We start from the raw sequence: 17,581 nt of genomic DNA, 5'->3' as shown, positions 1-17,581 counted from the left end.
TAGCGCATTCGTGCATATGCCCGAGGGATATGGCGGAAAGTCTCGCCCTCCCGTGGCAGCGCCGGTAGCGTAGCGTCCTGGTCAGACTACCGCAGGTGAAGGCGGTGAAGGCGGCGCACCGTGCCCTCCGCACGGTGGGGAGGGAACGCGGTACGTGCCCGGGATCGAGGAGTGCCTTGCGGAAGCCATGGGGATCGGCGGTGCCCTGGGGGTCAGCCTGGTCGACTGGACCAACGGCCTGGCCATAGGCACCGCCGGCCTCGGCCCCGACGGCGACCACGAGACCGGGGCCGCCGACGCCACCGAGCTCGCCCGGGCGGTCACCCAGACCCCCTCGTTCGCCGACCCGGACAGCGGGGCGCCGCCCGCCGAGGACGTCATCGTCACCTCCGGCGGCACCTACCACCTGCTGCGCTTCGTCCCCGCGTCCTTCGACGCCAACGTCTTCCTCTACCTGCGGCTGGACCGGAACACCGCCAACCTGGCGATGGCCCGGCTGCGCCTGGCCGCCATCGCCGACCGGCTGGTGCTCTCCTGATGTGGCCCACCGACACCCTCGCCCCGACGGCACCGGCCCCGCCGCTCCCCCCGGCACCGCCCGTCCCGCCGTCGCTGCCGCCGCTGCTGGTCGCCTCCCCGGTCGCCGTCCAACGGCTGGCCCCGGCCGGGCAGTTCGGCAGCCCCGTCCCCGGCCCGTACCTGACCTCGGACGAACCGGCCCCGACGCCACTCCCCCCCGGAACCCCCGCGCCCGCCGCGCCGCCCCGGGCCCGGACGCACGCCGCCCCGCTGCCGCGCCGCCGGCGCTCCAGCTGCGCGCCCGCGACCACCTTCGAGGCGGCGCTGACCGACCTCGCCGCCGACGGCTCGACCGGCGCGCTGCACGGCCCGGACGGTGCGGTGCACCTGGCCGGCGGCCTGGTCGTGCACGCCGAGGCGCCGGACGCCGCGACCGTCGGCCGACTGCTGACCGGCGCCGGGCGGATCACCGCCCGCGCCTGGGAGGACAGCCTGCTGCCGGGCGCCGGCCGGCTCGCCGAGTACCTGCTGGACAGCGGCCTGCTCGGCGCGGGCGAGCTCGAACTCGCCCGGCTGGCGGCCACCCTGGACGGCGCCCAGCCGGCGCTGGCCCAGCACGACGGGGAACTGCGCTTCGACCCGGACGTCCGCCCGGTGTTCCGGCTGGCCCGCCCGCTCTCGGTGCTGGAGCTGCGCGGCGCGATCGGCCGCCGCCGCTCGCTGCTGGACGGCTGCTGGCCGTCCGCCGAGCTGGACCGGGCGCCGCTGCTGGCCACCGGCGCCGAGCCGCGCGGCCGCACCGCGGTGCCGCGCCGCCGCCGGCAGGCGCTGCTGGCCGCGGCCGACGGCACCCGCACCGCGCCCGAGCTGGCCCGGCTGCTGGGGCGCTCCACCTACGGCACGCTGCTGGACGTCCGGCAGTTGGCCGCCGCGGGGCTGCTCGCCGCCCCCCGGCCGGCCGCCGTCCCCGACCCGCCGCCGGCCGCCGTGCCGCAAGCCGCGCCGCCGGACGTGCTGTTGCCGCCCGGTCCGCGCTCCTACGACTCCTCGGACCCGGAGGTGGGCCTGCTGCTCCGACTACGCGCTGCCCTGGAGGCCCTGTGACCGCCCCGCTCGCCCGCCCCGTCCCGCCGACCGAGTCATGAAGCGGACCTTTCGACAACTGACCACGAGGAGGGTCCCCGTGCTGCCGGAGGCGGAGGTGCAGGCCGAACTGCAAGGTCTGCGGGCGCGGATCCCGCACCTGACCGGCTCGCTGGTGGCGACCATCGACGGCCTGGTGGTGGCGCACGACGCGTCCGCGCTGGAGGCGGAGAGCGTCGCGGCGCTGACCGCGGCCGCGCTGGGCGTCGGGTCGCGGCTGACCGAGGCGACCGGACAGGGCGCCTTCCGGGAGCTGATCACCCGCGGCGAGCGCGGCTACACCGCGACGTACGCGGCGGGCGCGTACACCGTGCTGACCCTGCTGGCCGGTTCGCAGGCCAACGTGGGCCGGCTGCACCTGGAGGCCCGCCGGGCCGGGGCCCGGATAGCGGCCCTGGCCGACGCCGACCTCGACCGGGCGCCCCTCTGACCGCCGGCCCGACCCCCGGCCCGGCCCCGGCCCCCGCCGCACCCCCCGACGCTCGTCTCATCCCGCACCAAACCCGTCGCGCAAAAGACCTGACGGGTCGTCAATTCCTTTCACGGAAGAGGTACTTGGAAAAAATGGCTGCTGTGGAAACCGCCCTCAAGGACATCATGAGCGCGATCGAGGGCACCATCGGCGTCGCCCTGGTCGACTACAACAGCGGGATGGCGCTGGGCACCATCGGCGGCGGGTCCGACCTGGACCTGAACGTGGCCGCCGCGGGCAACACCGACGTGGTGCGGGCCAAACTGCGCGCGATGGAGCTGCTGAACCTGAACGAGGCGATCGAGGACATCCTGATCAGCCTCTCCACCCAGTACCACCTGATCCGGCCGCTGACCTCGCGCACCGGCAAGGGCCTGTTCCTGTACCTGGCGCTGGACCGGAACCGGGCCAACCTGGCGATGGCCCGGCACCAGCTGAAGAAGGTCGAGGCCGACCTGGAGGTGTGATCCTCCGGGGCCGGCCCCGACCGGTGGCGCGCCCGTCAGGCGCGCAGGGTGAGCAGACCCCCGGTGGGGACGCGGACGGAGAGCTCCGTCCCGCCGACCGGGGTCTGCGCCCGGGCGACGGTGCCGCCGAGGCTGTCCTGCACCAGCAGGTCGACGGTGCCGGGGGCGCGGTCGAACTCGATCCGGACCAGGGTGTCCTGGTCGGCGTTGGCGACCAGCAACAGCTCCCACTCGCCGTGGGCCCGCAGCGGCAGCGGCGCGTAGCGGCCGAAGGCCAGTCGGGCGCCGTCCCGGGCCTCGATCACGGGGTAGGCCAACTCGGGCCGGTGCGGGCGCAGTTCGGAGCGCTGGAGCAGGTCGCGGTGCTCCTTCATGACGCTCAGCCAGAACGCCAGCGCGGTCAGCTGGTCGGCGTTCTGGGCGGCCAGGTCGACGGAGACCTGGGCGGTGGCGAAGAGCACCGACTGGAGCAGGACGGCGATCTGCTCCGGGCTCTCCTCGGGGTGCCAGGTCAGCGGGTCGGCGTGCACGGCGAGCGGGCCGGCGGTGAGCCGCAGGTCGGCGGTGCGGACGCGGTTCTCGACCGCGTTGTGCGGGCAGTCGGTGGCCCGGACCATGGTGGCGTAGGGCCACAGGCCGGGGCCCATGTAGTCCTGGCGGTGCTCGACCAGGACGTCGGGCCGGGTGGCCCGCAGCCGGGTGTCGAGTTCGGCGAGCAGCTTCTGCACGCCCTCGGCGACGGTCTCGCAGTCCGCTTCCGGGGAGGCGGTGTTGGGCGCGGCGCCGGGCGCGGGCTTGCGGGCGAAGGTGTCGACGAAGTCGACCTTGAGGCCGTCGACGCCGTGCTGTTCGACGGCGGCGGCGAGCCGCTCGACCTGGTGGGCGCGGACGCCGGGGCTGCGCGGGTCGAGCAGGAAGGTCTCCAGCAGCGGCAGGTGGGTGAGGGTGTGGCCCTCCAGCCGCTTGGCGGCGCCGCTGCGGTCGCCGACGAACGGGATCGCGTGCCAGAGCAGGTAGTTGAGGCCGAGGGCCTGGATCCGGCGGACGTGCCCGGCGAAGTCGGGGAAGTCGTGCGGGGCGGGCTGCCAGTCGCCGGTGGTGGCGTAGGAGCGGGTGCGCTCGTCGGTCTGCCAGCCGTCGTCGACGATCAGCGAGCGGAAGCCGAGCGGGGCGGCGAGTTCGGCGAGCCGCTCGACGTCGGCGGAGGTCATCGCCAGGTGCAGGGCGTACCAGGTGCAGAAGATCGGGTCGAACGCGGCGTCGGGGACGTCGCGGACCGGGGCGAGGGTGCCCCACCAGGCGGCCGACTCCCGTACGGTGTCGGCGAAGTGGCGTCCGCTCAGGTCGAGGCGGAGGGCGATCCGCGGGCCGTCCTGCTCGACCCACCAGCTGTAGCGGCCGGTCTCCTCGACGGCGCCCTCGCCGATGGTGACGGGGCGGACGAGTTCGCCGACCGCGAAGGTGCACAGGGCGGCGTCGCCGGCGCCGACCAGGCTGCCGACGGGGGCGCCCTTGGGCAGCGAGGCTTCCCGGGGCAGGGCCCAGCTCGGGGGCAGCCAGCGGGAGTTGGTGTGGGGCGTCCAGTAGCCGGTGGCGCCGGTGCAGGGCAGCTGCCACTCGATCCGCAGCCGGGCGTCCGGGGTGGCGGTGGCGGCCTCGATCACCAGCACGCCGGGGGTGCCGTCGGACTCGGTGACGGTGACGGCCGGTTCGGCGTCGCTGCCGATGGCGGTGACCCGCAGGGCGAGCGGCCCGGCGTCGACGGTGCGGGAGGTCTCGGTGCGGCCGGACGGCGGTGCGGAGCCGTCCCAGGACAGCGCGGCGTTGACTACCACGGAGCGGTGGTTCCTTTCAGGGGGTGGTCCCGCCCCGACCGGCCGCGGAAGCGGTCGTAAGGCCGGTCGGGGCGGGGGTTCTGGGTGCGGCGGCCCCCGCTCAGCGGCGGAGCGGGCCCTCGCAGGTGTAGTCGGCGGTGCCGGCCTGGCCGCCGGGCCAGACGTCGACCTTGCCGAAGTAGCAGTTCATGTCGTCGAGGTTGTTGGCGACGCCCTTGGTGCGCTGCAGCAGGAAGTAGTCGACGGTGCCGGACATGTCCTTGATGACCTGGTCCGGGTTGGTGGAGTTCACCAGGTTGGCGGTGATCCGGCCGGTGCAGACGAAGCGCATCGGCTTGTTGTCCCAGTCGCCGTTGTCCTTGCACTCGGGGGTGTTGGAGGTGGCCTTGGCGAAGGCGTCCCGGACCTCGGAGGGGTAGGCGTACTTCAGGTAGCCGTTGGCGGTGAACGCGGTCTTGGGGACGTAGAGGGCCTTGGCGGCGCCCTGCTTGATCTGCTCGTCGAGGAACGCCCAGTACTCGCGGTTCAGGTTCTGGTCGGCGCTCAGCCGGGTGCGCCAGGCGTCGTAGCCGGCCGGGTCGTCGGCCCGCTGGTAGGCGTACATCTCGCGGAGCAGCGCGGGGTGGGCGTTCCAGAGGAACTCGAAGAAGGTGCCGGCGTAGTTGTAGAAGTGGAACGCCGGGGTGTCGTCGTAGCTGGCGTGCAGCACCTCGCCGACGCTGAGCCGGGGGATGCCGTTGGCCTCGTCGCGGGTGAGCGCGGCGACCAGCGACTGGCGGACCTTGACGCCCTGGTCGCGGGTGGCGCCGTCGAAGAACTCGGCGGTGCCCTCGTCCATCGCGGTGGTCTTGGAACCGGCGTACCAGCGCGGGTCGTTGAAGTAGCCGGGGGTCGCCCAGCGGCCGTTGAGGTAGTGCACGTACTCGTGCCGGAACAGTTCCTCCAGCGTGAGGTACGACTCGGCGGTGGTGCGCTGGTAGGTGTAGAAGGTGGCGCCGCGCTCGATGTAGACGCCGCCGTTCTCGGTGCCCATGCCGGTGAGCAGCGGGTGGTAGATCTCGTAGGCGGCGCGGGTCGGGTAGAGCTGGATGCGCAGCGTGTCGTTGGGGTCGCCGGCCAGCGGGGTGTCGGTGCCCAGGACGCGGAAGAACTGGCTCTTGACCTGCTTGCTGGCGTAGTACATCTGGTCGACGGTGGCCTTGTCGAGGGCGGTGTGCACCTCGATCGCGCCGTTGTCGTACTTGTAGGTGTACGGGAAGAGGATCGCCTCGTACTTCGAGGTGCAGACGTCGAACTGCTGGCAGACCTTGAGGGTGTTGGCCCAGCCGACCACCTTGATCCACTGCGGGGAGGTCTCGCCGAAGGTCTTCCCGGTGTCGGCGAGCAGGCTGCCGATCTCGGCGGTGATCGGCGCGGTGAGGGTGCTGATCTCGCTGAAGCGGCCGTACTCGTTCATCGCGTCGCGGGCGACCCAGCTGTTCTGGGTGCCCTTGAGCTGGGCGGCGGTGGCGAAGGCGCGGAAGGCGGCGCGGTAGTCGGCGTCGGCGGCGACGTTGGCGCGGAACGCCTGGTCGCGGTTGTAGATGCCGAGGTAGCTGATGTTCAGGGCGGAGAACGCGGCGCCGCCCCACTCCCAGGAGTCGGCGACCTTGGTGCCGGGCCCGAACTGGCCGAGGATCCGCTTGACCAGCGGCAGGTTGTGCTCGCGGATGCCGGGGGCGGTGGCGGTGTTGGCGAGTTCGCGCATCACCAGGCCGGCGGCGGCGGTCGGTTCGAAGGCGCGGCCGGCGGCGAGGTAGGCGTCGATGGCGCGCTGGACCGGTGCGGTGGTGGCGGGGGTGGTGAGGTCGATCTCGTCGCGGGTGAAGTCGTGGTAGACGGCGGCGTGCAGGAAGTACCAGAGCTGGTACAGGTTCGGGTCGTTGCCGGCGGCCAGCTGCTCGGCCTTGGCGGCGACGGCCTGCACGTGCGCGGCGTCCATGGTGGTGGCGAACCGGGCGTCCCAGCGCCACAGCAGGGTCTGCAGACAGGACTCGGTGACGGCCGGGTCGGCCAGGAAGTCGGCGAGGGCCCGCGGGCCGAGGCCGGTCAGGCCGTTCAGGTCGCAGCGGACGCCGGCCGCGGTGGTCCCGGTGCCGGCGACCGTCGCGCCCGCCGTCTCCCCGGCGGTGGGCGCGGGGCGGCCGGCGGTGTCCGGGAGTCCGGGCACGTGGGCGTCCTGGGTGAAGGCGCCGCCCGCGGGTGCGGGGGCGGACGTCGCGGGCGCGGCGGCCAGGTGGTCGACCTCGTCGTAGGCGGTCCGCCCGGTGGGCGCGGCGGTGGCCGCGGCTGCGGTGGCGGTGGCCGCGGGGGTGCTCGCGGTCGCCGGGTCGGCGGCGACGGCGTGCGCGTTCTGCAGCAGCGGCAGGGCCAGGGACGCGGCGATGGCCGCGGCCAGCAGCGTCTTGCGGGGTGAACGCATCGTGGGGGGCTCCATGTCTCATGGACGCGTCGCGTCGTGTGGGGGTCGTGCGTTCCGCGCCCCGCCGGGGGCGCGGCTCCGTGCCCCGCGCTCCGCGGGGGGCGCGGTCCGTACGGCGCCGCGCGCTGTGGGAGGGCGCGGCGTCCGTGTCCGCGTCCCCTGGCGGGGGGCGGTGTCCGTGGCCCCGCGCCCCGTCAGGGGGGCGCGGGGAGAGCCGTTCGGGCGGCCGGGGCCTGAGGCGGCGGGGGCGCGGACGACCCACCGGTCGCGCGGGCGGGCGGCGGTGGCGGGCCGCCGCCCCGCGCGGGGTTACGCCTCGGGGAAGTGGCAGGCGACCTGCCGGTCCGCGGTGGCCGAGCGGCCGATGGTGAGCAGCGGCGCCTCGGTCTTGCAGATGTCCTGCGCCTTGGGGCAGCGCGGGTGGAAGGTGCAGCCGCTGGGCGGGTTGGCCGGGCTGGGCGGGTCGCCGAGCAGGACGATGCGCTCGCGGGTGCGTTCCGCGATCGGGTCGGGCAGCGGGACGGCGGACAGCAGCGCCTTGGTGTAGGGGTGCGCCGGGTTGTCGTAGACCTGCTGCTTCTCGCCGATCTCGACGATCCGGCCGAGGTACATCACGGCGACCCGGTGGCTGATGTGCTTGACCACGGCGAGGTCGTGCGCGATGAACACGTAGGCGACGCCGAGTTCGCGCTGGAGGCGTTCCATCAGGCCGACGATCTGGGCCTGGATGGAGACGTCGAGCGCGGAGACGGGTTCGTCGGCGATGACGAGTTCGGGGCGGGTGGCGAGGGCGCGGGCGATGCCGATGCGCTGGGCCTGGCCGCCGGAGAACTGGTGCGGGTAGCGCTCCAGGTGTTCGGGGGCGAGGCCGACCAGCTGGACCAGGTCGCGGACCTCGGACTGGATCTTCGCCTTGGACTCGCCCTGGGCGCGCAGCGGCGCGGAGATGATCTGCTGGACGGTCTGCCGCGGGTTCAGCGAGGCGAACGGGTCCTGGAAGATCATCTGGAACCGGCTGCGGAGCGGCCGCAGTTCGTGCTGCGAGCTCCTGGTGATGTCCTTGCCGCGGAAGCTGACCTGGCCGGCGGTCGGGTCGAGCAGCCGGACCAGCATCCGTCCGGTGGTGGACTTGCCGCAGCCGGACTCGCCGACCAGGCCGAGGGTCTCGCCGGGGCGGACGTCGAAGGTGACGCCGTCGACGGCCCGGACGCCGGCCTTGCGGCGCAGGGTGCCGCGCGGTCCGGGGAAGGTCATCCCGAGGTCGCGGACGCTGAGCAGGGCTTCGGGGGTGCCGGAGCCGGCGGGGTCCGCGGTGGTCAGGGTCTCGGTGGTCATGCGGTCACCTCGTCGAGGACGCACGCGCTGCGGTGGCCGTCGGCGACGAGGCGCAGCAGCGGGCGGTCGCCGGTGCAGCGGGCGTCGGGCTTGGCCGCGTAGACGGCGCAGCGCGGGTGGAAGGCGCAGCCGGCGGGCGGGGCGAGCAGGGAGGGCGGGCTGCCGGGGATGGAGACGAGTTCGGCGCCCTCTTCGGCGTCGAGGCGGGGCAGCGAGTCGAGCAGGCCGCGGGTGTACGGGTGCCGGGGGGTGGTGAAGAGGGTGTCGGCGTGGGCCTGTTCGGCGGCGGATCCGCCGTACATGACGAGGACGTCGTCGGCGACCCGGGCGATGACGCCGAGGTCGTGGGTGATCATGACGATGCCGAGTCCGCGTTCCTGCTGGAGGCGCATCAGGAGTTCCAGCACCTGGGCCTGGACGGTGACGTCGAGGGCGGTGGTGGGTTCGTCGGCGATGATCAGGTCGGGTTCGCAGGACAGCGCGAGGGCGATCATGGCGCGCTGGCGCATGCCGCCGGAGAACTGGTGGGGGTACTCGTCGGCCCGGCGGGCGGGCTCGGGGATGCCGACGTCGCCGAGGACGTCGACGGCGCGGGCCAGGGCGGCCTTGCGGGTGCCGCCGAAGTGCGCGCGGTAGGCCTCGGCGATCTGGTCGCCGACGGTGAAGTAGGGGTGGAGGGCGGTGAGGGCGTCCTGGAACACCATCGCCATCTTGCGGCCGCGGAGCTTGCGCAGTTCGTCGTCGGGGGCGCCGATCAGCTCGGTGCCGTCGAGCTTGGCGGAGCCGGTGACCTTGGCGCCGCGGTGCAGGCCCATGACGGCGAGCGAGGTGACGGACTTGCCGGAGCCGGATTCGCCGACGATGCCGAGCGTCTTGCCGCGTTCGACGGTGAAGTCGACGCCCTTGACGGCCCGTACGGTGCCTTCCTCGGTCTTGAACTCGACCGCGAGGTCGCGCACTTCGAGCAGCGGGTGGGAGGTCATGACAGCCTCGCCCTCGGGTCGATCCAGGCGTAGACGAGGTCCACGACCAGGTTGGAGCTGATGATGAAGAAGGAGGCGAGCAGCGTGATGCCCATGATCACCGGCTGGTCGGCCTTGTTGAGCGAGTCGGCGAAGAGCTTGCCGATGCCGGGGAGGCTGAACAGCGATTCGGTGATGAGCGCGCCGGCCAGCAGTCCGCCGAGGTCCATGCCGAGCATGGTGGCGACGGGGGTGAGGGCGGGGCGCAGGCCGTGCCGGCCGACGACGCGGGTCTCGCGCAGGCCCTTGGCGCGGGCGGTGCGGACGTACGGCTCGGCCATCGTCTCGATGACGGAGTTGCGGGTCATCCGGGCGTAGATGGCGGCGTTGAGCAGGGCCAGGGTGATCCAGGGGAGGATCAGGTTGGTGATCCAGCCGGCCGGGTCCTCGCCGAAGGCGATGTACCGGGGGTAGGGCAGCAGGCCGGCGACCGAGACGACGAGGTAGAGCAGGATCATCGCGGTGAAGTAGACCGGCAGGGCGGCGATGCCGATGGTGCCGATCATCAGGGTGCGGTCGAGCCAGGTGTTGCGGCGCAGCGCGGAGACGACGCCGGCGCCGACGCCGAGCACCAGCCAGAGGACGGCCGCGCCGAGGGCCAGCGAGACGCTGGTGGGCAGGCGGTCCATCATCAGGTCCCAGACGGGCTGGGCGGACTGGAAGGAGTAGCCGAAGCAGGGGAAGCCGCACTGGACCGCGTACTGGCCGGTGCCGTAGGAGCGGCCGGCGAAGATCGCGGTGATGTAGTGCCAGAACTGGACGATCAGGGGGTCGGCCAGTCCGAGCTGCTGCCGGACGAGTTCGATCCGGTCGGCGGAGCAGTCCTTGCCGCAGAACTGGGCGGCGGGGTCGCTCGGCAGGAGGTAGAAGACGGCGAAGGTGAGCGCGCAGACGGCGAGCAGGGTGGCGGCCATCGCGAGGACGCGCCGCAGCAGGAATCCGATCACGTCCGGCTGCCCTTCGGGTCGAGGGCGTCCCGCAGGGCGTCGCCGACCAGGGTGAAGGCCAGGACCACCAGGAACAGGCAGGCGCTGGGCAGGATGAAGAACATCGGGTCGACCTTGTAGTAGAGCACCGCGTCGGAGATCATCTGGCCCCACGAGGGCGTGGGCGGCCGGATGCCGACGCCGAGGAAGGAGAGGGCCGCCTCGGTGCCGATCAGGCCGGGGATGGCGAGGGTGATGTAGACGATGATGGTGCCGGTGAGGTTGGGCAGGATCTCGCCGAACAGGATGCGGCGGTTGGTGGTGCCGCTGGCGCGGGCGGCCTCGACGTACTCGCGGTGCTTGAGCGAGAGGGTCTGGCCGCGGACGACGCGGGCGATGTAGGGCCAGGAGAACAGCGACATCACGCCGATGAGCAGGACCACGCGGTTGACGTCCCGGGCCACCGAGAGCAGCGCGATCATGAAGATCAGGCTGGGGAAGGACATCATGATGTCCATGAACCTGCTGATCACGGCGTCGACGCGGCCGCCGAAGTAGCCGGCGGTGATGCCGAGGACGGTGCCGATCAGGGTGATCAGCAGGGCCGAGACGAAGGCGACCAGGAGGCTGATCTGGGCTCCGTAGAGGAGCCGGGCGAAGATGTCGCGGCCGAGCATCGGTTCGACGCCGAGCCAGTGTTCGGGGCTGATGCCGCCGAGGGTGCCGCGGGGCAGGCCGCCCAGGTAGGGGTCGACGGCCTTCTTGTCGATGGCGTCCGGCGAGGTGCCGCTGATCGCGGTGAGCACCGGCGCCAGGACGGCCGCCAGGATGAAGAAGGCGATGATGCCGGCGCCGACCAGGGCGGTCTTCTGCCGGCGGACGCGGTGCAGGGCGAGGGCCCAGGGGGAGGCGGGGGCGACGGAGGTCTTGGGGGTCTCCGGGGCCCCCGCTCCCCCGGCCGGAGCCGGGGCGAGCGGGGTGGTCATGTGGGGAACTCCCGCTTTACTTGACGGACTTGAGGCCGATGTTGGCGTAGTCGATCTGGGCGGACCAGATCGGCGAGCCGAAGGCGCCGGCCACGTTGGAGCCGACCAGCAGCGGCTTCTTCTGCCACACCAGCGGGACGGCGGGCGAGGCGTCCATGATCTTGGCGTCCAGGTCGAGCCAGGCGGCGTTGGCCTTCTGCAGGTCGTCCATGGCGGCGATCCGGTCGAGCTCGGCGTTGACGGCCGGGTCGTTGAACCGGGTCATGTTGCCGTTGTTGCCCTTGTCGCGGATCTGGCGGCCGTCGTAGATCATCGGCAGGAAGGTGGCCGCCGACGGGTAGTCAGGACACCAGCCGAGCTGGGCCAGGCCGGGCTGCTTGTCCTTGTCGCCGACGATGGAGTTGACGGCGGTCGGGTCGACGGTGGTGATGGTGACGTTGACGCCGACCCGCTTGAGGGCGGCCTGGATCGACTCGGCCTGCTGCTTGCCACCGGTGGAGGTGACCATCTCGGTGTCGAAGCCGTTCGGGAAGCCGGCCTCGGCGAGGAGCTTCTTCGCCTTGTCCGGGTCGCCGGCCGGCTTGGTCAGGAAGTGGTCGACGGCCGCGCCGTTGGTGAGGGCCGGCGGCAGGTAGGTGGTGGCGATGTCGTTGAACGCCGGACCGCCCATGGCGGCGGCGAAGGACTCCTTGTCCACCGCGAACTGCATGGCCTGGCGGACCTTGGGGTTGTCGAACGGCGCCTTGGTGGTGTTCATGTCGAGCATGGTGGTGCAGCCACCGTTCTCGCTGACCAGGCGGTTCTTGACGTCCGGGTTGGTGAGGACCTCGGACATCTTGGCCGGCGTCAGGTCGACGTACGAGATGGCGTTCTTGTCGTCGCCCTGGTCGGCGATCAGGCGGTCGGCGATGCCGGTGCCCTTGAGGGTCTGGTCGACGACGATCTTGTCCGGGTACGCCTTGCGGACGCCGTCGGAGGCCGCGTCCCAGTTGGTGTTGCGGACCAGCACCATGCGCTTGCCGCGGTCGTAGGACTCGATCTTGTACGGGCCGGAGGAGACCGGGTGGTTGGAGTAGTTGGCACCGGCCTCCTTCGCGACCGGGACCGGCGAGAAGGTCGGCAGGGTGACGGTCTGGCTGAACTCGGCGACCGGGCGCTTGAGGTGGAAGACGATGGTCTTCGCGTCCGGGACCTCGATGGAGTCCTTGCCGAGGTGCTCGCCGGCCAGCGGGCCCTTGTAGCCGTCGACGCCGGCCAGGTAGCGGGCCGCGTAGTCCGGGCCGCCGGCCAGCTCGGCGGAGAACGAGCGCTCGACGTTGTACTTGATGTCCTCGGCGACGATCGGGGTGCCGTCCTCGTACTTGAGGCCGTCCTTCAGGTGGAAGGTCCAGGTCTTGGCGCCGTCGCTGGGGGTGCCGAGGTCGGTGGCCAGGTCGGGCTCGACCTTGAGGCCCTCGGCGCCGGGGGCCGCCTTGAAGGTGGTGAGGGTGCGGTAGAGCATGCGGACGCCGACGTCCATGACCGGCATGGTCCAGTTGCGGGCCGGGTCGAGCTGGTCGAAGTCCTGGTTGGACAGGATGGTGAGGGTGCCGCCCTTGACCGGGGTGCCGCCGACGATGCCGTTGCCGGCGGTGGTCACGCCCTTGCTGTCGCCGTTGTCGCCGCTGCCGCCGCCGGTGCTGCTGCACGCGCCGAGGCCGAGGGTGAGGGATGCCGTGATGGCTGCCGCGAGAGCGACGTGGGAACGCCTGTTCATGTGCAACTCCGGAAATGGGGGCCGGTCTGCCGTTCAACGGGAGGGAACTGTGCCGCCCGGGGTATGGCCCGCGCTGAGGTGTGACCCGTAACATAGTAATGTGAAATTGCACTGCGCAATGAGGGAGCGGGACTGTTATCGACCCGTGTCATTGCAGGACCCGCCCGCATGGTGCAAGTTGATTTCCCGCCAAGCACGTTGCCCCAGCTCAACCAGGTCAGAGGAGCCCCCGACGATGGCCGACCAGCCCACCCTGAACACCGGCAGCCACGACCTCCCGGTCACCCCCGCACTGGAGGCCTTCATGGCCGGCCAGTGGGCCGCCACCCCGCTGCCCGCCGACGAGCGCGTCCCCGGCTACGCGTACTTCCCGGCCCGCCGCACCAAGCTCGCCGCCGCTTTCCCCGGCGAGCGCCTGCTCGTCCCGGCCGGCCAGCTGAAGGTCCGCAGCAACGACTGCGACTACCGCTTCCGCCCCAACAGCGCCTACGCCCACCTCACCGGCCTGACCGGCGAGGAGCAGGTCGGCCACGTCCTGGTGATCGAGCCGGACGGCGAGCCGGTCCTCTACCTGCGCCCCCGCTCGGACCGCTCCGGCGGCTCCGCCGAGTTCTACCGCGACCGCCGCTACGGCGAGTTCTGGGTCGGCCGGCGCGCCGACCTGGCCGAGGCCGCCCAGCTCACCGGCCTGCGCACCGCCCACCTCGACGACCTGCCGAAGCTCTTCACCGGCTCCGTCCGCACCCGCGTGCTGGCCGGCGTCGACCCGGTGCTGGACGCGCTGGCCGGCCGCCCGGCCGAACAGCACACCCTGCTCGACGGCCAGTTCGCCGCCGCCGTCTCCGAACTGCGCCTGATCAAGGACGCCTGGGAGGTCGAGCAGCTCCAGCTCTCCGTCGACCACACCACCGCCGGCTTCGAGGACGTCGTCCGCGCGCTGCCCGCCGCGCTGCGCCACCACCGCGGCGAGCGCTGGCTGGAGGGCGCCTTCAACCACCGCGCCCGCGCCGAGGGCAACGGCACCGGCTACGAGACCATCGTCGCCTCCGGCGCGCACGCCTGCGTGCTGCACTGGATCCGCAACGACGGGCCGCTCGACCCCAGCAAGCTGCTGCTGCTCGACGCCGGCGTGGAGACCGACACCCTCTACACCGCCGACATCACCCGCACCCTGCCGCTCTCCGGCACCTTCACCTCCGCCCAGCGCGACGTCTACGAGCTGGTGCTGGCCGCCCAGAGCGCCGGCATCGACACCCTCCGCCCCGGCGCCTCCTTCCGCGAGTTCCACCGGGCCGGCATGCGCGTCATCGCCGAGGGCCTCGCCGAGTGGGGTCTGCTCCCGGTCTCCGCCGAGGAGGCGCTGCGCGACGACTCCGGCCTCTACCGCCGCTACACCCTGTGCGGCAGCGGCCACATGCTCGGCCTCGACGTCCACGACTGCGCCAAGGCCCGCGCCGAGACGTACCTGGACGGCGTCCTGGAGGAGGGCATGGTCCTCACCGTCGAGCCCGGCCTCTACCTCCAGCCCGACGACCTCACCCTCCCGCCGGAGCTGCGCGGCATCGGCGTCCGGATCGAGGACGACCTGGTCATCACCGCCGACGGCGCCCGCCTGATGTCCAGCGCCCTCCCCCGCGAGGTCGACGCCATCGAGTCCTGGATGGGCGACCTGCTGGGCTGAGCCCCCGCGACCGGCTCCCTCCGCGACCCCGTCCGCCCGTACCCCGGCGGGCGGGGTCGCGCCGCTCGGACCGGCCCCGCTCAGGCCCGGCCGGTCTCCCGCCACAGCGCGCGCGTCACGTCCGCCGCCCCGCCCGCCCGGGCCAGCCGGTGCGCCGTGCCCGCCCACAGGTGCATCGCGTCCAGGTCCTCCCGGCACCCCGCCGCGGCCCGCAGCGGCTGGGTCAGGTGGTGCACCTCCGGGTAGGCGGCCGGCGCGTGCCCCTCGTGGCGCTCGACGAACGCGTTGCGCAACCCGCGCGCCGGGCGCCCGGTGAAGGCCCGGGTGACGGCGGTGGCGTCGAACGCGAGCAGCGCCCGGCGGTGCGCGGCCGACGCCCCGGACTCGTCGGTGCGCAGGTACGCGGTGCCGAGCTGCGCGCCCGCCGCGCCCGCGTCGAGGGCGGCGGCGATCGCCGCGCCGTCCCCGAGCCCGCCCGCGGCGATCAGCGGCAGATCGGTCACCGCCCGTACGGCGGCCAGCAGTTCGGGCAGCGGCAGGGTGCCGGGGACGTCCTCGGCGCGGTGGGTGGCCCGGTGCCCGCCGGCGTCCGGGCCCTGCACGACGAGCGCGTCGAGACCCAGCGCGCTCGCCGCGCGGGCCTCCTCCGGGCTGGTGACGGTGCCGAGTTGGCGGATCCCGGCGGCCCGGACGGCGGCCGCCTCGGCGGCCTCCGGCAGGCCGAAGGTGTACGAGAGCCACTCGACCGGCTCGCGCAGCAGCGCCTCCAGCTTGGCGTCCCAGCCGTCCCGGTCGGGCGGGATCACGGCGGGCAGCTCGACCCCCCACCGCCGGGCCTCCGGCAGCAGCCGCTCCCGGTAGCCGTCGACCGCTCCGGGCGCGGCGGGCGGCCCGGGCACGAACAGGTTCATCCCGATCGGACGGCTGGTCGACTCCCGTGCCGCGCGCAGCTGCCGGAGCATCCCGTCGACGTCCCGGTAGCCCGCCGCGAGGAACCCGAGGGCGCCCGCGCCGTTGACCGCGGCGACCAGCTCGGGGGTGCTCGCCCCGCCCGCCATCGGCGCGGCGACCAGCGGCACCGTCCAGTCGAAGTCCATCGTGTCCTCCCTCTCCCACCCTGCTCTCCGGCCCGTCCACCCTATGCCGCGCGCGCCCTGCCACAATGACGCGACCAGCAGGACCGACCAGGGGGCGCACGGTGCGGATCGACACGGCGGGACCCGCCCCGCGGGCGGCCCTGGCGGGAGCCGCCCTGGGCGTGCTCGCCACCCTGGAGGCCGGAACCGCGGTCGTCGCCGAGCACGGCTGCGCCACCCCGTACTGCCTGCCCGACGTCGAGCTGCTGATCATCCTGACCGCACTGCCGGTGTTCGTACTGCTCGGCTGGGCACTGCTGCACCGCGCCGGAGTGGAGCGGGGCCTGCGCACCGCCTTCGGCGCGGGCGCGCTGGCCACACCCCTGCTGCTCTCCGTCGCCCTCTCGAAGTGACCGCCCCCGCCTACCGCCACGCCGGCCCGCCGACACTGTGACTGGCGTCACTTCCGCGCCCTGTCACACCGGTGGCGGCAGCGGGGTCAACCCTTCAGAAGCCCGGAACACACCGCACACAGCAAGAGGAGCCACCACCGTGGACGCGCGTCTCAACTTCTTCGGCAACCCGCTCGGCGCCAAGTTCCTGAAGCACATCAACTCCGCCGGTCACGCCCTGGGCCTGTCCGCCCTGCCGATGACCACCCAGGAACTGGTGAAGATCCGCGCCAGCCAGATCAACGGCTGCGGGTTCTGCACCGACATGCACACCAAGGACGCCGCGCACGCCGGGGAGACCCAGCTGCGGCTGAACCTGATCGCCGCCTGGCGGGAGGCCAACGTCTTCACCGAGGCCGAGCGGGCCGCCCTGGAGCTCACCGAGGAGGCCACCCGGATCGCGGACGCGGCCGGCGGGGTCAGCGACGAGGTCTGGGCCCGGGCCGCCAAGCACTACGACGAGGAGCAGATCACCGCCCTGATCGGCCTGATCGCGGTGATCAACGCCTACAACCGGATCAACGTGATCGTCCGGCAGCCCGCCGGCGACTACGTCCCCGGCCAGTTCGCCTGACCCACCCCCGCGGCCTGGAGGGCCGCCGGCTCCCACCCGGCACCCTCCGGCCGGCCGCCGCACGGTCGACACCGGCACCGGCCCCGGGAAGTTCCGCACCTGCGCGCGCCGCGCGCCACCCACCGCTCGCCGGGACGGCGCGTCAGCGCCCGCCCGTCAGAGCAGCTCGCGGGCGGCCCGGGCGGCGGCCTCCCGCCGGGCCCGGTCGCAGCCGGCCAGCCGCAGTGCGGCGTCGGCGACCGCCGGTCCGACCCGCTCGGTCTCGAACTCGCCGTCCCCGCCGCCGTCCGCACCGCCGCGTTCGCGTTCGCGGTCGCGGACCACCGCGACGCCGCCCTCGACCAGGCCCAGCAGCAGGTCGCAGCGCAGCTCGCGGCCGGGCTCGCCGGGGGCGATCAGCTCCAGCAATGCGCCGTAGGCGGAACGGAGTTCGGCGCGGGCGCCGCGGAAGCGGGCGAACCGCTCGCCGCGCACCTCGGGCAGTTGGTAGAGCGCGCCGAGGTTGTACAGGCCGCGGTGCAGCAGCGCGGCGTCGGCGGCGGCCAGGGTCCACAGCCGGGCGGCCGGGTCGAGTCCGGGCCGGGCGAGCAGCGTGCCGGCGAGCAGCAGCGAGGGCTCGACGGTGGACTCCAGCAGGGTGGCGAGGATGTCCTCCTTGCGCGCGAAGTAGTGGTACATCGACGCCTGCCGCAGTCCGGCCTTCTCGGCGACCGCCCGGGTGGTGGTGGCGGCGTACCCGTTCTCCGTGAACAGCTCCGCGGCGGCCGCCAACACCTCTTCCCGGGGCGAGAGTTCACTCTCCGATGGCCCCGCCGCACGGGGCCGCCCGACCCGCGCGGGCGGGCGGGAACGCTGGATGGCCATGCCCCGAATCCT

Annotated in this window: 16 protein-coding genes; 7 read left to right on the top strand and 9 right to left on the bottom strand. The window is 73.2% G+C overall.

Annotated elements, in window-relative coordinates:
* Positions 1-154 precede the first annotated feature (154 nt).
* The 4 genes from KSE_RS33175 to KSE_RS33160 all read left to right on the top strand — a co-directional run bounded on the left by KSE_RS33175 (position 155) and on the right by KSE_RS33160 (position 2,601).
* Positions 155-538 carry a hypothetical protein gene (locus KSE_RS33175; RefSeq protein ID WP_014139765.1) on the top strand — a complete coding sequence of 128 codons (384 nt, stop codon included), beginning with the start codon at positions 155-157 and terminating at the stop codon, positions 536-538.
* Entirely contained in the window at positions 538-1,623 is a 1,086-nt protein-coding gene (locus tag KSE_RS33170; RefSeq protein WP_014139764.1) for a hypothetical protein, read from the top strand. Before KSE_RS33175 ends, KSE_RS33170 begins: the two co-directional genes overlap by 1 nt.
* A gap of 79 nt (positions 1,624-1,702) precedes the next feature.
* Positions 1,703-2,092: a roadblock/LC7 domain-containing protein gene (locus tag KSE_RS33165; protein ID WP_014139763.1), complete on the top strand. Its 390-nt coding sequence runs from the start codon at positions 1,703-1,705 to the stop codon at positions 2,090-2,092.
* A 134-nt stretch (positions 2,093-2,226) separates the two neighbouring features.
* The gene (locus KSE_RS33160) at positions 2,227-2,601 is read left to right on the top strand and encodes a hypothetical protein (protein WP_014139762.1); all 375 of its coding nucleotides are present in this window, start codon (positions 2,227-2,229) and stop codon (positions 2,599-2,601) included.
* 35 nt (positions 2,602-2,636) lie between these two features.
* On the opposite strand, the gene KSE_RS33155 is transcribed toward KSE_RS33160, so the two are convergent.
* From KSE_RS33155 to KSE_RS33125, 7 genes are all read right to left on the bottom strand, one after another.
* A complete protein-coding gene (locus tag KSE_RS33155; RefSeq protein WP_014139761.1) occupies positions 2,637-4,436 on the bottom strand; it encodes a glycoside hydrolase family 36 protein in 1,800 nt (599 codons plus the stop codon).
* Between the two features lie 100 nt (positions 4,437-4,536).
* Positions 4,537-6,897: a collagenase gene (locus KSE_RS33150; protein WP_014139760.1), complete on the bottom strand. Its 2,361-nt coding sequence runs from the start codon at positions 6,895-6,897 to the stop codon at positions 4,537-4,539.
* A 309-nt stretch (positions 6,898-7,206) separates the two neighbouring features.
* On the bottom strand, positions 7,207-8,232 hold the full coding sequence (locus KSE_RS33145) for an ABC transporter ATP-binding protein (RefSeq protein ID WP_014139759.1): 1,026 nt from the start codon (positions 8,230-8,232) through the stop codon (positions 7,207-7,209).
* A complete protein-coding gene (locus KSE_RS33140; RefSeq protein WP_014139758.1) occupies positions 8,229-9,215 on the bottom strand; it encodes an ABC transporter ATP-binding protein in 987 nt (328 codons plus the stop codon). Before KSE_RS33140 ends, KSE_RS33145 begins: the two co-directional genes overlap by 4 nt.
* On the bottom strand, positions 9,212-10,201 hold the full coding sequence (locus KSE_RS33135; protein WP_014139757.1) for an ABC transporter permease: 990 nt from the start codon (positions 10,199-10,201) through the stop codon (positions 9,212-9,214). The genes KSE_RS33140 and KSE_RS33135 overlap by 4 nt, the downstream gene beginning before the upstream one ends.
* A complete protein-coding gene (locus KSE_RS33130; RefSeq protein WP_014139756.1) occupies positions 10,198-11,166 on the bottom strand; it encodes an ABC transporter permease in 969 nt (322 codons plus the stop codon). Before KSE_RS33130 ends, KSE_RS33135 begins: the two co-directional genes overlap by 4 nt.
* 16 nt (positions 11,167-11,182) lie before the next feature.
* The gene (locus KSE_RS33125; RefSeq protein ID WP_014139755.1) at positions 11,183-12,922 is read right to left on the bottom strand and encodes an ABC transporter substrate-binding protein; all 1,740 of its coding nucleotides are present in this window, start codon (positions 12,920-12,922) and stop codon (positions 11,183-11,185) included.
* A gap of 235 nt (positions 12,923-13,157) precedes the next feature.
* Here KSE_RS33125 and KSE_RS33120 point away from each other — a divergent pair, with 235 nt between their 5' ends.
* Positions 13,158-14,603 carry an aminopeptidase P family protein gene (locus KSE_RS33120; protein ID WP_014139754.1) on the top strand — a complete coding sequence of 482 codons (1,446 nt, stop codon included), beginning with the start codon at positions 13,158-13,160 and terminating at the stop codon, positions 14,601-14,603.
* An 80-nt stretch (positions 14,604-14,683) separates the two neighbouring features.
* On the opposite strand, the gene KSE_RS33115 is transcribed toward KSE_RS33120, so the two are convergent.
* Positions 14,684-15,700, bottom strand: a complete 1,017-nt coding sequence (locus KSE_RS33115) for a nitronate monooxygenase (RefSeq protein WP_014139753.1) — start codon at positions 15,698-15,700, stop codon at positions 14,684-14,686.
* Positions 15,701-15,801: 101 nt separating this feature from the next.
* Here KSE_RS33115 and KSE_RS33110 point away from each other — a divergent pair, with 101 nt between their 5' ends.
* Both KSE_RS33110 and KSE_RS33105 read left to right on the top strand, forming a co-directional pair.
* Positions 15,802-16,092 (top strand): hypothetical protein, encoded by a 291-nt coding sequence (locus KSE_RS33110; protein ID WP_014139752.1) that lies wholly within the window; start codon positions 15,802-15,804, stop codon positions 16,090-16,092.
* A gap of 139 nt (positions 16,093-16,231) precedes the next feature.
* On the top strand, positions 16,232-16,705 hold the full coding sequence (locus KSE_RS33105; RefSeq protein WP_014139751.1) for a carboxymuconolactone decarboxylase family protein: 474 nt from the start codon (positions 16,232-16,234) through the stop codon (positions 16,703-16,705).
* A 156-nt stretch (positions 16,706-16,861) separates the two neighbouring features.
* Here the strand turns inward: KSE_RS33105 and KSE_RS33100 are convergent, their stop codons facing one another.
* Positions 16,862-17,569 carry a TetR/AcrR family transcriptional regulator gene (locus tag KSE_RS33100; RefSeq protein WP_014139750.1) on the bottom strand — a complete coding sequence of 236 codons (708 nt, stop codon included), beginning with the start codon at positions 17,567-17,569 and terminating at the stop codon, positions 16,862-16,864.
* Positions 17,570-17,581 lie beyond the last annotated feature (12 nt).

Origin of the sequence: Kitasatospora setae KM-6054 (genome assembly GCF_000269985.1) — a bacterium.
Lineage (GTDB): Bacteria > Actinomycetota > Actinomycetes > Streptomycetales > Streptomycetaceae > Kitasatospora > Kitasatospora setae.
The sequence above is the reverse complement of the archived record's forward strand: the minus strand, read 5'-3'. Positions and strand labels throughout refer to the sequence as shown.

Coding starts and splice junctions, on each gene's coding strand:
- KSE_RS33115 (WP_014139753.1), bottom strand. CDS start 15,700: ATGGACTTCGACTGGACGGTGCCGCTGGTCGCCGCGCCGATGGCGGGC.
- KSE_RS33100 (WP_014139750.1), bottom strand. CDS start 17,569: ATGGCCATCCAGCGTTCCCGCCCGCCCGCGCGGGTCGGGCGGCCCCGT.
- KSE_RS33140 (WP_014139758.1), bottom strand. CDS start 9,215: ATGACCTCCCACCCGCTGCTCGAAGTGCGCGACCTCGCGGTCGAGTTC.
- KSE_RS33145 (WP_014139759.1), bottom strand. CDS start 8,232: ATGACCACCGAGACCCTGACCACCGCGGACCCCGCCGGCTCCGGCACC.
- KSE_RS33120 (WP_014139754.1), top strand. CDS start 13,158: ATGGCCGACCAGCCCACCCTGAACACCGGCAGCCACGACCTCCCGGTC.
- KSE_RS33170 (WP_014139764.1), top strand. CDS start 538: ATGTGGCCCACCGACACCCTCGCCCCGACGGCACCGGCCCCGCCGCTC.
- KSE_RS33125 (WP_014139755.1), bottom strand. CDS start 12,922: ATGAACAGGCGTTCCCACGTCGCTCTCGCGGCAGCCATCACGGCATCC.
- KSE_RS33150 (WP_014139760.1), bottom strand. CDS start 6,897: ATGCGTTCACCCCGCAAGACGCTGCTGGCCGCGGCCATCGCCGCGTCC.
- KSE_RS33130 (WP_014139756.1), bottom strand. CDS start 11,166: ATGACCACCCCGCTCGCCCCGGCTCCGGCCGGGGGAGCGGGGGCCCCG.
- KSE_RS33160 (WP_014139762.1), top strand. CDS start 2,227: ATGGCTGCTGTGGAAACCGCCCTCAAGGACATCATGAGCGCGATCGAG.